This window comes from Sphingomonas benefaciens, from assembly GCF_052907485.1.
On record NZ_JBREIC010000005.1, the window covers coordinates 15469 to 28375 of the forward strand.

Consider the following 12907-nt stretch of genomic DNA (forward strand, 5'->3'; position numbering starts at 1 on the left):
GCCCTCGTCTCAGCCATCGAATGGCCTTAAGCTTGATCCCGAAAGCGGCCTTTCAGTTTTGGTCGATCGGCGGAACTGCGCGGGCGCGGCATCGTCTCTGCTGTGGGCCGGCGCAGATACTGATGGAGACGATGCTACCCCAATATCTCTTCAAATTCGTCGCCGGGTCCGTTTGGCACTGGCTGCAGAATGAAGCCCGGGAAATCGATGATGTGGGCGCGCTGAGTCATCTCCAGCTGCACCAGCGGCAATGGCTCGGAAGTTGAAACGATGACTTGGCCTCCGGCCTGCGCAGCGGCCGCAGCTCGCTTCAGGAAGGCAAACAGACTGCCTGAATCAATCTCTTGCTGCCCAGGTTCGTCAAATATCAGCAGCCCCGGATGATTTGTCGGATGAGTCCGCTGGAGCTCGAACGTGGCAACCAGGTAAGCCCATTTCAGGCGGATCGCGTCGCTTGCCGAGACCTCGAAATTGATCTCTTTTTCGACGATCTCAGTGCCTTCGCGTTCCCGGACCAAAGGGCGGAAATTATCTGTCGAAAGCGCAATCTCCGCGGGCTGGAAGGACCGAAACCCGTAGGCTGTCAGCTGCTCGATAATCTTGGCTGTGAGAAGATCGACCTTCTTCAAATCAGTCGCGGTGAGATTGTCGTCGGGCAGCTTGCGCAAGGCGTCGGTGGCTTTTGCCCATCGCTCGGCAATCGCTTGAAGATCGTCGAGCAGTGAGATGGCAACGTCGTCTATACTGCGCAACTGGCTCAGGAAATTCTGCTGCCGAACGAGATCCTCGATGACCGCGCGCGACGGTGAGGACCCGGGACGGAGCAGTTCCTGACGAAGAGTCCGTAGCTCCTGCTGCTTGTCGTTGAGATTCCGCTCGACCCCGCGATATCGGCCAGCAATCTCCTGCAACCGCTCGGACGAGGCGCCAAGGCCGGACCGGTATAACTCAAGCTGAGACTTAACGAACGCGATATTCTCGTCGAGCGCCATGCCCACCGCATCGACCGTGGGAAGCAGCTCGTTGCTGACGTCTTGATGACAGGTCGGGCAGATGTGCTCGGACGACGCCTTGCCTAGTTCCGACCCGAGCCTCTGTAGCTTTTGAGCGTCCTGGTTCCGGCGAAGGTCAACTTCAAGCCCTCGAACTCTTGCGGTGAGAGCTTGGCTCTCCTGAACCTCGGATGCATGTTCGCTGCGAACGGTTTCGAGAACTGCTGTCTCGGTATCTATCTGCTCACGCAGGAGCACGATTCGGGCCTCTGTCTGCGGTGCGACATTGTCGACCGTTTCCAGCTGCGCCGCTTCCAGCTCTGCGATGCGCGCGTCGATTTCGGCGACAAGCGTTGAAAGCCGGACCCATTCCCCCTCATGGAAGATCTGCAGGTCTATTTCCGGCTGGAGCGCGAACTCCGCGTTTGGTTGCTGCGGCAGACCTCTAATTCGGCCGATCCTAGCTGCAGCCTCAGCGAGCTTGCTACGCTCTTGGGTCCATCGATTGTTGAGCTCCGCGATGGCGTTCCTCAATTCGGACCGCTGGCGCCGAAATTGCGCGACGTCCAGATTGAGGAGGAACTCCATCACTCTGCGCGCGACATCCTGAATACGGAAGAAGGTCGGGAATGGTCCTTGGATTGTGGACCAACCTCGCTTCTGCTCGACGAATAGCATCGGGAAGATGGCTTCGAGATATAGTGGACATTCAGCACCGTCGAAGCGCGCCACGATTGGCAGGTTCCAACCCAGAAACGACGCGAGGAAGAAGTGGAACCCATCCTCCTGAACCGCCGATCCGCCATCGAGCACGTAGAAATCGCGCTGCCGCGTGCGCGCTGCGCCTTCAGTCAATGACGGTCCGAATGTGGCTTGGATTAGCTTCGTGTCCTTTCCGCCGACGACATCACGATGGAGGACAATGATTTCGCCGCGATCGTTCTCTAACTCCAGTTCGACAAACGATTGCAGGACCATTTTATATGGCGTGTTCTCAGCCGCATGAATGCGCTCGCGCATCGCATATGGCAGCGGAATAGCCAGTTGAGGACCTAGCGACCGCTCAAGGCCCAGCACGTAGATCACCGCCTGCAAGCACGTCGATTTGCCCGAGGTATTTGGCGCCTGGATGATGTTGAGGCCGGCATCAAAAGGAATGTCTGCCTGGAACGACTGGTCCGCAGTGAAGGAGCGCAGGCGCAGGTGGCGGAGTCGGATCACGCTGCGGTCCTTTCCCCGAGGAGTGCAGAAACGCGAAACTCTGTCAGCTTTTTGGCATGCTCGGAGATGATCGCCCGTTCCTGCTCCAGAGCGTCCTCAACTTTCTCGATCTCTCCGACCGCGGTCAGTCCCGCCTGGGTCAGCTGCAATGAGGCTCGCCCACCAGCCTTGGTCCATTCTGCAAGCCGCTCACCGACAACGAAGTCGATCGCGCGCGCGAAGGCGGGTTCGACCCGCAAGTTCCAGGGCAGGATCTTGGTATCGGCATCAATCGCATCTCGCAGTTTGCTGATCTGATTTGACCGGATCGCATCGTTTAAGATGTGAAGTTTCGCCACCGAGGCGCGAGCCGATCGCGAGCCCGCTAGCATCAATAGGATAAGCGATACGCGCCAAGTGATGCGCATGTCTCCGGGCACAGGCGTCGGCCGCCGCTTGAAGGAAAAGCGGGTGTGCGAGAATTCGGAGCTGCTCAAGACGCACCCTCTTCCGGAAAATCCAGCGGACAACGAATCAGCCAGTCGCTGATCGTCCCATGCGCGATGCGAGTGCGAAGCCCTGGATTGAGCGTCGGCAGCGCCTCCGCAAGGGAGGTTTCCATTCTGCTCATGCTCTCTTGAAGTTGCCGGCCAGGCAGGGTGGAGGTCGCGCCGAAGGCTATAAGCCGAGCCTCTTCTGCCTCAATCGTTTCGAACGCGCGTTCCCAGAGGAGAGCGTGATTCTCACGCAACTGCTCAAGCGCATTCTCACGATGGAGGTGCGCCTTCACAAATTGGTCGCGCTGGATTGCAACCTGCTGGGCAGACGCTGTCGAGCCAAATGCTCGCCCGAGCTTGTCATCAATGCGTGCGCCAATTTCAGTATCGCCGGCATCTTTCACCTGCTGGTCGGTCGGCGATTCGATACTCAGCGGCGGGCCCAACGACATAGCCCTCAGCTGCTCTAGCTCAGCCTGAAAATCCTCTTGCGAGTGGCAGAGGGCCTCAAAGTCCGTGGTCAGAAAGGATAGGCCGGCTGCCTTAATCGCGAGGCCGCGCGCACGGATGGATGCAACCACATCCTTATTGTCCAGGAAAGGACAGAGGAGGATCCATCGGCGGGCCATCGTTCCCGCGAGCAGTTTCTTGATCGTTTCCTTATTTTTTTCAAGCTTCGGCAAGTCGCGACCGGCTTTGGCCTTCATGGCGCTGGCAGCCTTGGCGACGTTCGACGCCTCTTCGGGCGCGTAGCATTGATAAAGGCAACCGCAGGTCGTGAAGAACTCGAGTCCGGCGTCGCCCTTTACCTTGTCTGGGACGACCTGGACATTCTCAGCACCATGACGGCGCTGAACGAGCTGTAGGGCAAATTCCTGCCACTCCTTGCCCTTCCATTCTCGCCGAGTTGCCATGCCTTCCCCCAGGAAGAGAGAATTACGCAACACACGTCTTGGTGCAACTGGAAACGGGGGGATTACGTGTTGGGCCCTGGCCGGCAGGGTAACCGCTCAACCCTTAGCGATGCGAGCGCGGCTCAGGGCATGCACCAGCTGTAGCAATTCCTTCATCTTGGCGTCGCCTTCCTCGCTCGACCACGGCTCGACCATCTCGCCATGCATGACCGAGTTTCGGATCTTCGACCAGGTTTGGACATGGTCCGGATTGACGACGCCCCGCGCCGCCAGTCCGCGCATAAAGGCCAGGATGCTGCGCTTGCTGACCAGGCCGAGATTGTTGAGCAAGCGATCCCGCAGGCCGATGTCGTCCTTCCACGCCCGCAAATGCGTCTTCATCGATTGGAGCAACGCATCGGAGAATTCCGACTTGCGGTCCTCGGCGGTCATTAACGTCCCGGCCAAGGCCTCCACCGTGCTGGCCAGCGTCAAGGTGATCACCCAGCGAGAGCCGTGCTGCGCATGCGCCAGCTCGACATAGGAATGCGTAAGCGGATGGGCCTCGAAGCTACCCGCCCTCGCGATCATAGTCAGGATGTCGGCGTAAAGCTTCCAGAAGGCTTCGCGGCGGCCGCGCTCGAGTGCAAACGGCTGCAACAGCCCGATCGCGGACGGCTCCCGCATTGCCGGTGCCGGCCTCAGCCAGACATGCGCGGTTCCGTCACCCAGGTTCCGCGCTACCATGCGCGGGTAGACCGTGACGCCGAGCAATATGCGCAGCGGCTCGGTTAGCCAGTTCTCGGCAAAAGGATGCTTCAGCTGCGGGCTCGTCTCCGCCGTGATCCAAAGCGCCTTGCCGCCCTGCTCATAGGTGAAGTGGATCGTCGTGCCCAGCAGCGAGACGCTGTGCTCACCTGCTTCCCGGATTGAGCGGACGTTTCGGTCGCCAATGCGCGAGATGGTGACCAGAGTCTTGGTCGTCGGCAGGTCGATCGAAGGAATCAGCAGCAGCTCGACGCTGCTCCGCTTCGACACCCACGGTCCGGTCGCAAGGGTCGTCAGCCCCTGTAATTCGCCCGTCAGCGGCCATCCCTCCTTGGCGTCATCGAAATAGTCGACGGCGCTCCAACCCCCGGCCCATTCGACGCCTTGATAGTCGGTCGCGTGAACCTGAAACTGCTCGAGCGGGTCATAGGGATGCTCGCGGGCCTTGATTAGCTTGCGGAACGCCGCCGGACCATTCTCGGCCGTCCCGTAAATGAAGAAGCGAATCTCGGTCTCGGACCGGATCTCGATCCGCCCAGGGCCGGTAAAATAGGGCTCGTGGCTGTCGCTGCTCAAAAGCTCGATCACGCTGCACTCAATCGTGCGAGGCAGTCCAGACAGCTTGCCGCGCCAGTGATCGAGCGTGTGCAGCTCGCGGTGGCTTTCATCGTCATGCGCCGCGGTTGCCGGTATCTCGACGCGCAACTTATCGGCGATCCAGTTTCTGAGTCTTTCGAACAATCCGCGATCCCGCTTCTATGACGTCGGTATATTGCACGAGAGAGGCTTAGACAAAGAAGAAGCAGCAATTCCTATCGGGCACCCGAACGGCACCAAGGGCGATAGCGGCATCCAGCGGCAACTCTGACAGGCGGAAAAGTGCCCATCCGGCCGCGCGATTACTGCGAAAAAACGTCCGCTCTGGCCTATACAGCTGCCGACAGACGCCTGTCCGCTGCGGCCCACCTTCAGCCGTTCGCGGTGCCCCACGCTACAAGGGCAGCTACTGGGCCGCTTCCTGCCTAGCCGGTTTTAGGCGAACAGATGAGGATGCCGACATCCCTTTGACGAACGGTACCGCGGGTGCTTCAGCTTCGTGGACAATTACGTCACACCCGAAGATCCTCGCGAAAATGCCACAAGAGACGCCTATCGATCAAAACATCCCGTGATCTTCCCATTCGTCGAACTCGACCTCGATTGGGTGAGTGACGTAGCGAATACCATCGACCCGCATTCGCCACACATCATTGTCGTCAAGGCGCAAGGCAGGGCCAGGATCGGGAACGGCGTTTACTGGCTCCCATAGGCCGGCCAGCCAATTATCCTCATCATTCGGATCATGGGCTGGGGCGTTCGCATCATCGGCGCCCGGAGCCTCGAAGGTGACCACGTCGCGGTCGCGCTGCTCGTCCTCGTCGACATCCTCATCATTACGCGCTGGGCGATGATGGAAGTAGCGGATCTTCCGCTCGGTCTCCTCGTCTGCGCCTTCGACCGAAGCCGCGTTCGGGAACAGCACGACATTGTTGGCGGAATCGGTGATCTGTGCAGAGCCGAACACGATGCCGTCGATCCTCGGCTCGGCGCGCGACCAAAGATATTCGGCGATAACCTGGGTCGGCAGATAGTCGAGCGTCTCACGCCCGGGAATGACGGCGCGCCTGATCTCGGCATGGAAGCCGCGCATGAATGCCGAATAGGCCATGCGTTGGGCATAATGCTCGTCGAAATAGCTCATCCGCTCGGGATCGGCTTCGAGTCGGGTCAGATCGAGCACACGCAACGGTCTCAAAATCTCGAACCGGCCGACGATCGCGAACCCCCCGACCGGGGTGCGCAGTTCGGCGACGCAGGTGTCCCGGTCAAATGAGCCGTAGAATACGCTGATCCCCGCAGCATTCATCCGCCCCGACCCGGCAACGCCGGGTGGTGGGGCGCCGAGCTGCCGGCGGCGCTGGCGGTAGATCTTCTCCTGCTCGCCGCGCTCATTGGCGTCGCGGGCCCGGAAGATGTGCGTGTGGTCGGTGCCGGGGCCGATGGTCCGGATCGCGCTGCCCGGCGGCCATTCTTCTCGCAGGATCGGCCCGAAGATTTCGTCGAGCACATGCGCGCTCTGGTCGAGGAAGAAGCGTCTCTGATGCTTCAGCTCGTCGCAGAAGCTCTCCCAGCCGCGTCCGAACCAGTCATCCTCTGCATCGAGGATCGTGTAGATGTCCGAGGTATCATCATAATAGTCGAACCCGCCATCGTTGACGTTGAAGCGGTGGCGTTCGGCGAGGGCAGAGACGAGGTCGCGGCCGATCTCGTCTGTGTCGGCCTCGAGGATCTCGGTCATGATTTGGCTGGGGTATTCGCCATTTGGCGCCCAGTCGGGATTGCCGTCGCGCACCACGAACCCGGCCTCGGCTTCGCCAACGATATTCTGGAAAACCGGATCGACCCTACGGGCGAGATCGGTGATTCGGATCGCCGCTCTGCGCGTCCGGCAATAGCTGCAGGTGCGGCGCGGTTGCTCGGCCCGAATCTCGGCGCTGACGATATTCTCGTCGATACATTGCCAACAGACGTTCAGCGGTGCTTCGCGGTTACGGCGGATCGGTAGGCGCATGGTGTTGTTTCATCATCGCGGTGGGGCGATCGCAAGACAATTCACGAGCGCTACTTGTCATCGGGCAAGATAAACCAATCTCCTATTTGTGGCATCGCGGCGGGAAGCGACGCCAATGGGGGCGGGTCTGAGCAAGATTACATCGGCAGTCCGGTTCTCCCGGCATTTCGGTATCGATCGGGCGCGGCTTGCTGCGGCCTGCGTGCTCGATCCGACGCTTAACGTCGACACCGCCTTGTTCATCGACCCGATGCTGCTCGAGCACAGCAGCCATGCCGAAATCCGCGAGGGTGCCCGCGCCTCGTATGAGAAGCATTTCTCCATGGCGATCAAATTGCTCACCGCGGCCAAGGCGAAGGGCGACGTGGCCTGGCGTAATGCCGAGCGCCTCCTGTCCTTCCCCGAGATCAACGGTACTTGCCTCGGCTATGGCACCACCTCGGTCGCCGGGAGCGGATCGGGTCCGCAGGCGACCGCAAGCCTGATAGGAACCGCCCGCGACATCGTCGCGCTCGGCATCACCGATCCCGACCTTTTCGCCGCCATGGCGCTGTTCGAGGAAGGCTTCGGACCCGACCGCATCAGCGACATGACCACCAATGTCATCTTCGAGGATCTGTTGGCGTTCAACGCGCGAGTGCTTGCGACGCTCGACGTGCCACTCCAAGTCCACATGATACGTTTGAAGAATGGCAAAAGCTATTCCGCGAAGCTACCCGCCAACCCGTTCATCCGCGGCAATGGCCCCGTCATCTTGGTGCCGGCGGACGTCCTACGTGCGCTGCCGATCGCCAAGGACTGGGCCGACATCAGCACCGCCGCCTCGCACAATGCCGAGCTGCGCTCACGGGTGAACGATCACGTCGCCGCGCTTTGGCAGGCCAAGACGCTCAAGGACAAGGAGGAGCTCAAGCGCTGGGCGATGTCGGGAACCAGCGCATTCGAGACCGTTCTTGAGATGCTGCGCGGGGCAAACCCGAAGCCCTATGACATGGCGGGCGATCCGTTCGGCGAGCTCGTCTGGCGCAGGATCGCCGAGGAGATCGCCGCCAGCGAACCGCGGTCGATCACCCCGCTGCGGTCGCCGGACGCCGCCGGCGTCTGCGCGGTCGTAGAGGACATCATCGCCCAATTTCGCTTCCTGATCGAGGACCGCCGCTTGTCGGAAGAACTCTATTATCAGGGCAAGCCGCGCCCCGAGAAGTCGGCCCAGCGCCTCTTCTTCGCGATCGCCTACGCTTATTGCAAAGCGAACAATATCGATCTCACGCCCGAGGCCGATACCGGCAATGGGCCGGTTGATTTCAAACTCTCGACCGGTTTTACCTCACGCGTGCTCGTCGAGATCAAACTCTCGACCAACACCAAGCTGGTCGCGGGCTACACCAAGCAGCTCGAACGATACTTGGACGCTGAGGAAACTGCCGCCGGTTATTATGTCGTGCTCGACGTCGGTCAGATGGGCCAGAAGCAAGATCGGCTGATGGCGGCGCGCAACGATGCCTTGTTGGCTGGACAGAAAGTGTCGCCGATCGAGGTGATCGATGGATCGCGTCGGCAGTCGGCGAGCAAGCTCTGACCTGCGCAGCATCGTTGTTGATGCAGTGGCGCAGTCGGGCGTGAGCATTTCACAAAGATCTTTTAACGGGAATGTCCAGAACGACCGCAATGTCGCAAACCAAGCCGTTCGTTTGCTGCATGATCGAACGGCGGCTTTCAGGATCGATCTGGCGGATTCGGAATGACTGGGATTAGGGCGCCTAGCTGCCGTCGTCGACCGCGATGAATGGATGTCCGGTTTCGAAGAGGCTGCAGGCCCGCCTCAACGTCCGATCCTGGGTCATGGAAGCCAGCTCGGGCGGCGCAGTTCAAGGGCTATCGTGCAGCAGCTGCTTGGCGGCGACTGCTGGCGCGAAGCCTTGCGCAAGGTGGTCGATCAGGGCGCGGACGGCGGGTGGCAGGCCGCGCCGCGTCGTGAACGCCAGGTGGACGATGCCGACCTGCGCATGCCAGGCTGGCAGCACGCGCACCAGCTTCCCCGAAGCGAGCGCGGAGCGGCAGACACGATCGGGAAGCAGCGCTACGCCCAATCCCGCCACAGCGGCGTCGAGCAGCTGATCCATCTGCGTGCAGCCGAGGCGCGGCTGCACCCGGATCGTCTGCCTGCGACCGTCGTCCGCCTCCAGGTTCCAGTCCACGACATCGTCTTCGTCGTTCGTCGACAAGGTTGGAAGGGTCGCCAGCTGCTCCACTCCGGCGATGCCACTCGCGACTTGCGGGCTGGCGACCAGAATCCGGACGGATCTGCCGAGCGAGCGGATCGTCAATTCGGCATCGCTGCTGAGTTCGGCTCGCACGCGGAGCGCGAGGTCGACCCGCTCCGCGATAAGGTCAACTGGGCGGTCGGTCGCAATGAGTTGAAGCCGGACCTTGGGGTAGCGCGCACTGAACGACGTGATGAGCTCCGCCATCGGCGCGATCATGCCGCTTGGACAGCTGAAGCGGATGCGCCCGTGCGGCTCGGCCTGCGCCGCCATCACCAACGCCTCGGCCTGTTCCGCCTCGGCGAGCATGGCGCGGCACCGGGCATAGAAAGCCTCGCCTGTCTCTGTCACGCGGAAGCGGCGGCTCGATCGCTCGATCAAGCGCAGCCCCAGTCGCTCCTCGAGCGCGGCAACGCGCCGACTGAGCTTCGACTTGGGTTCTCGCAGCGCTCGCCCCGCAGCAGCGAAGCCACCATGGCTCACCACCTCCGCGAAGTAGGCAAGATCGTTCAGATCCGTTCGCATCATCGTTCCCGTTGTAGAACGCTGGGTGCCAAAAATACGAACTACACGCAACAGCGTATCACGCGGATCTGGAATCCACAGCGGCGCTCCGCCGCCGACAAGCAGGAGACAGGCAATGACGGATCGGTTCAACAACAAGGTGGTGGTGGTGACCGGCGGCACCAGCGGTATCGGTTTCGCGACGGCAAAAGCTTTTGTCGCGGAAGGTGCGGCGGTGTTCATCACCGGGCGGCGTCGGGACGTACTAGACGCCGCGGTGAAGGAGATCGGCGGCCAGGTGACCGGCGTGCGCGCGGACATGTCGAACCTCCGCGACATCGATCGCCTCTACGACGCCGTTCAGCAGCGCCATCCGCAAATCGACGTCATCGTCGCGAACGCGGGCGGCGGCACGATGCTGCCGCTGGGCGCAATCACCGAGGAGCAGTACCGGCAGACTTTTGATACGAACGTGAAGGGCACGATCTTCACCGTGCAGAAGGCGCTACCGCTCCTCAAGGATGGAGCGTCGATCGTCCTGTTGAGCTCCAATGCCGGCTCGTCGGGCACGCCCGCGTTCAGCGTCTACGGTGCGAGCAAGGCGGCGGTGCGCAACTTGGCGCGCACCTGGATCCTCGACCTCAAGGATCGCCACATCCGCGTGAACGTGGTCAGCCCCGGGCCGGTCGAGACGAACGGGCTGAACGACGTGTTCGGCGGCGGCGAGCAGGCACAGGGCATCAAGGATTATCTTGCCACGCAGATCCCGGTCGGCCGCGTCGGCCGCCCCGACGAGATCGCCAAGGCGGCGCTCTTCCTGGCTTCGGACGATGCGAGCTTCGTCAACGGCGCTGAGCTGTTTGTCGACGGCGGCATTACCCAGATCTGAATTGGTCAGCCGACCGCCCGAGATACGGGCGGCCGGCAACCGCTGTAGGTGAACGGAAGGCAGGTTTCGGGAAGCGTCAACACACCGCTTTATGACCGAAAGTGGGTCAGTCCCGCCTGACTTGGGGGGGGGACAAAATACCTAAAAACGGTGCTTTTCAGCCCCGTCAGGCCCGGTCCTTGCTCCCCGCGGCCATTGCCCGTACACTTTAAGGGCGCTGCGTGAAAGCCGCAGCGCGGGGCGTGGAAACCTCTTCCGTATGAACTCGGTCGCGATTTAATCGGGGCCGGGTGGCATGCGCGCATGTCCAGCCGGCTCGCCGGTAAAGGCGCATGCGCCTGCTCATACGGTCAGGTTTCCAACATCCGGCTTCGGCCGTCGCCCCGAGTGGACATACGGGCGGCGCAACACGCCACGGCGAGCGCTGCCCCAACCGGGGGACACATCCATGCGCTTCGTTGTAGACCTATTCCGCTTCGTCATCTTGGCGATGTGCGCCATCGTCCTTGTTGCGGTAGCCTTGCTCGTCTTTGCGGCTATCGACCATTCCGGCCCGCTTGGCACTGGCCTGACCACGACTATCGTTCTGTTCGCCGTCGCTGCGCTTGGGCTGCTGGTGCTCAACATCGGCGGCGTCGCGATCCTCATCTCGATCCACGACCGGCATGTCGAGATCGCAGACAATGCCGGTTCGATGGCTTCTTCTCTGGCGGCGCTTGCGAACGGCGCCTTGGCACAGGAGGCGCGGTGATGAACGGCTCGTCCAAGCACACCCTCTACGGTGTAGTCTTCATCGCGGCCTGCGTACTCCTAGCTGGGATCGTCTACGCCGTCATTCGATCGCCCGCCCCTGAGCCAGCCATCGAGAACACCAGCGTGGCTGACATGCACATCGACGCGCCCGAACCCTCGCCAGCGCTGGCAGCGGCCACTCCCGCGCAAAGCGCAAGCGCTTCACCCTCCAATTCCGCGGATGGCGCTCAACCGGCGCGCTGCGGGATGGAAGCCTGCAGCTGGTCGAAAACGCTGTCGAGTACCGTGACCCAAGAGGATCAGCGCGGCCGCCTCGTTGCCCTTTCGCTGCTTGGCGGCTCCTCGCGCAATGAGGCATCGCGTATCACCTGGAATGATCGTCCTCACACCGTGTATGTCTTTTGCTCAACCGCGCTTCCTGCTGTGATGATGAAGGTGGATGACGGTTGGCAAGTCGATGTGCTCGATTTCATCGACGGTGTGCCTGGCGTGTTGGAAAGTTCGGCCTCGATCTACGCCAACGCCTGCCATGCCGACGATCGTCGCTTCCCAAGCGATGCCGAAGCACTGGGCTATTCTCACATCGATGATGACCGCGAGGACGTCCAGGTCGATCAGCCGACGGACATCTTCGACCGCGCTTCGATGAAGCCTGCGCTCAGCGGCATGTAATCCGCTGACTGACCTGATTGGGTGCCATGGCCGGGCGCTATGGCATTCGATCGGCCAAACATTGCCGCGTCCGGCTGTCGAGCTCGAAGAACTCAAGGCAGCATCACAGCCGAGCCGGCAGTCACCGATCGTTTAGAGGCAAGCGCTGAGACGATCCAGCGTTCAGCCGCGGCGCCAACCCCCAGCTAGCCCGTGCAGGCCGCCTCACGGACTGGCTGATCCAAAATTTTCAAACCTTGGGAGTGTCCCATGCCTCAGCCTGCAAAGGTGTTGGGGGCTGCCGACGTGCGCCAATTGCTGCGCCATGTCGCTGGCCAACGGCATCGACATCGTAATCAGACTATAATCCTTCTCAGCTTCAAGGCCGGGCTTCGAGCGTGCGAAATTGCCGGCCTCGCATGGCCCATGCTGCTGACGGCGACCGGGCGGCTCGGCGACCACATCCACGTTGCCGGAACGATCGCGAAAAACGGAGCCGCGCGGCGCATCCCGCTTCACCCCGACCTCACTGCCGCGCTGCGCCAGCTTCACGCCCGCGACGGCCGACCACGAGATGGCCCAGTGATACGCTCAGAGCGCGGCGCACACATGACGGCAGGCAGCATCGTCAATTGGTTTGCCAGTACCTATGCCGAACTCGGCTATGACGGATGCTCTTCGCATTCCGGCCGACGTACATTCATCACCCGCTCGGCGCGCCTTCTCGCGCGTAGCGGTGGCTCGCTTCGGGACATCCAGGAGCTCGCCGGACACCGCGATCTTAGCACCACGCAGCGGTACATCGAAGGCGACCGCGATTCCCAGCGACGGCTGATCCGCCTCGTCTGAGCGGCGACCCGCCACCCTTTCATCACCACCAAACAG

12 protein-coding genes are annotated in these 12907 nt (G+C 61.6%); 6 read left to right on the forward strand and 6 right to left on the reverse strand.

The features are described from left to right. Positions 1 to 134: 134 nt before the first annotated feature. From ACU5AX_RS15175 to ACU5AX_RS15195, 5 genes are all read right to left on the reverse strand, one after another. On the reverse strand, positions 135 to 2213 hold the full coding sequence (locus ACU5AX_RS15175) for an AAA family ATPase (protein WP_446691653.1): 2079 nt from the start codon (positions 2211 to 2213) through the stop codon (positions 135 to 137). Continuing rightward, positions 2210 to 2689: a hypothetical protein gene (locus ACU5AX_RS15180; RefSeq protein ID WP_446691654.1), complete on the reverse strand. Its 480-nt coding sequence runs from the start codon at positions 2687 to 2689 to the stop codon at positions 2210 to 2212. Before ACU5AX_RS15180 ends, ACU5AX_RS15175 begins: the two co-directional genes overlap by 4 nt. Next, positions 2686 to 3633: a hypothetical protein gene (locus tag ACU5AX_RS15185; RefSeq protein ID WP_446691655.1), complete on the reverse strand. Its 948-nt coding sequence runs from the start codon at positions 3631 to 3633 to the stop codon at positions 2686 to 2688. Before ACU5AX_RS15185 ends, ACU5AX_RS15180 begins: the two co-directional genes overlap by 4 nt. Positions 3634 to 3699: 66 nt before the next feature. Continuing rightward, positions 3700 to 5091 carry a hypothetical protein gene (locus tag ACU5AX_RS15190; protein ID WP_446691656.1) on the reverse strand — a complete coding sequence of 464 codons (1392 nt, stop codon included), beginning with the start codon at positions 5089 to 5091 and terminating at the stop codon, positions 3700 to 3702. Positions 5092 to 5506: 415 nt separating this feature from the next. Beyond that, the gene (locus tag ACU5AX_RS15195; RefSeq protein WP_446691657.1) at positions 5507 to 6961 is read right to left on the reverse strand and encodes an RES family NAD+ phosphorylase; all 1455 of its coding nucleotides are present in this window, start codon (positions 6959 to 6961) and stop codon (positions 5507 to 5509) included. 115 nt (positions 6962 to 7076) lie between these two features. Between ACU5AX_RS15195 and ACU5AX_RS15200 the strand changes: the two genes are divergently transcribed. Both ACU5AX_RS15200 and ACU5AX_RS15205 read left to right on the forward strand, forming a co-directional pair. Further along, complete coding sequence (locus ACU5AX_RS15200) at positions 7077 to 8540, forward strand: DUF8370 family protein (RefSeq protein WP_512701450.1); 1464 nt, start codon at positions 7077 to 7079, stop codon at positions 8538 to 8540. Beyond that, entirely contained in the window at positions 8506 to 8706 is a 201-nt protein-coding gene (locus tag ACU5AX_RS15205) for a hypothetical protein (protein WP_446691659.1), read from the forward strand. Before ACU5AX_RS15200 ends, ACU5AX_RS15205 begins: the two co-directional genes overlap by 35 nt. 123 nt (positions 8707 to 8829) lie before the next feature. On the opposite strand, the gene ACU5AX_RS15210 is transcribed toward ACU5AX_RS15205, so the two are convergent. Further along, positions 8830 to 9912 (reverse strand): LysR substrate-binding domain-containing protein, encoded by a 1083-nt coding sequence (locus ACU5AX_RS15210; protein ID WP_446691660.1) that lies wholly within the window; start codon positions 9910 to 9912, stop codon positions 8830 to 8832. Between ACU5AX_RS15210 and ACU5AX_RS15215 the strand changes: the two genes are divergently transcribed. From ACU5AX_RS15215 to ACU5AX_RS15230, 4 genes are all read left to right on the forward strand, one after another. After that, positions 9866 to 10618, forward strand: a complete 753-nt coding sequence (locus tag ACU5AX_RS15215; RefSeq protein ID WP_446691661.1) for an SDR family NAD(P)-dependent oxidoreductase — start codon at positions 9866 to 9868, stop codon at positions 10616 to 10618. The two genes, ACU5AX_RS15210 and ACU5AX_RS15215, sit on opposite strands and share 47 nt — an antisense overlap. A gap of 490 nt (positions 10619 to 11108) precedes the next feature. Next, the gene (locus ACU5AX_RS15220; protein ID WP_446691662.1) at positions 11109 to 11369 is read left to right on the forward strand and encodes a hypothetical protein; all 261 of its coding nucleotides are present in this window, start codon (positions 11109 to 11111) and stop codon (positions 11367 to 11369) included. Next, positions 11369 to 12043 carry a hypothetical protein gene (locus ACU5AX_RS15225; RefSeq protein ID WP_446691663.1) on the forward strand — a complete coding sequence of 225 codons (675 nt, stop codon included), beginning with the start codon at positions 11369 to 11371 and terminating at the stop codon, positions 12041 to 12043. The genes ACU5AX_RS15220 and ACU5AX_RS15225 overlap by 1 nt, the downstream gene beginning before the upstream one ends. 249 nt (positions 12044 to 12292) lie before the next feature. Next, the gene (locus tag ACU5AX_RS15230; protein ID WP_446691664.1) at positions 12293 to 12871 is read left to right on the forward strand and encodes a tyrosine-type recombinase/integrase; all 579 of its coding nucleotides are present in this window, start codon (positions 12293 to 12295) and stop codon (positions 12869 to 12871) included. Positions 12872 to 12907: the final 36 nt, after the last annotated feature.

What these genes read in the sequence shown, in the direction of transcription:
- ACU5AX_RS15195 (WP_446691657.1), bottom strand. Translation starts at nt 6,961, where the DNA reads ATGCGCCTACCGATCCGCCGTAACCGCGAAGCACCGCTGAACGTCTGT.
- ACU5AX_RS15200 (WP_512701450.1), top strand. Translation starts at nt 7,077, where the DNA reads ATGGGGGCGGGTCTGAGCAAGATTACATCGGCAGTCCGGTTCTCCCGG.
- ACU5AX_RS15230 (WP_446691664.1), top strand. Translation starts at nt 12,293, where the DNA reads ATGCCTCAGCCTGCAAAGGTGTTGGGGGCTGCCGACGTGCGCCAATTG.
- ACU5AX_RS15215 (WP_446691661.1), top strand. Translation starts at nt 9,866, where the DNA reads ATGACGGATCGGTTCAACAACAAGGTGGTGGTGGTGACCGGCGGCACC.
- ACU5AX_RS15205 (WP_446691659.1), top strand. Translation starts at nt 8,506, where the DNA reads ATGGATCGCGTCGGCAGTCGGCGAGCAAGCTCTGACCTGCGCAGCATC.
- ACU5AX_RS15225 (WP_446691663.1), top strand. Translation starts at nt 11,369, where the DNA reads ATGAACGGCTCGTCCAAGCACACCCTCTACGGTGTAGTCTTCATCGCG.
- ACU5AX_RS15220 (WP_446691662.1), top strand. Translation starts at nt 11,109, where the DNA reads ATGTGCGCCATCGTCCTTGTTGCGGTAGCCTTGCTCGTCTTTGCGGCT.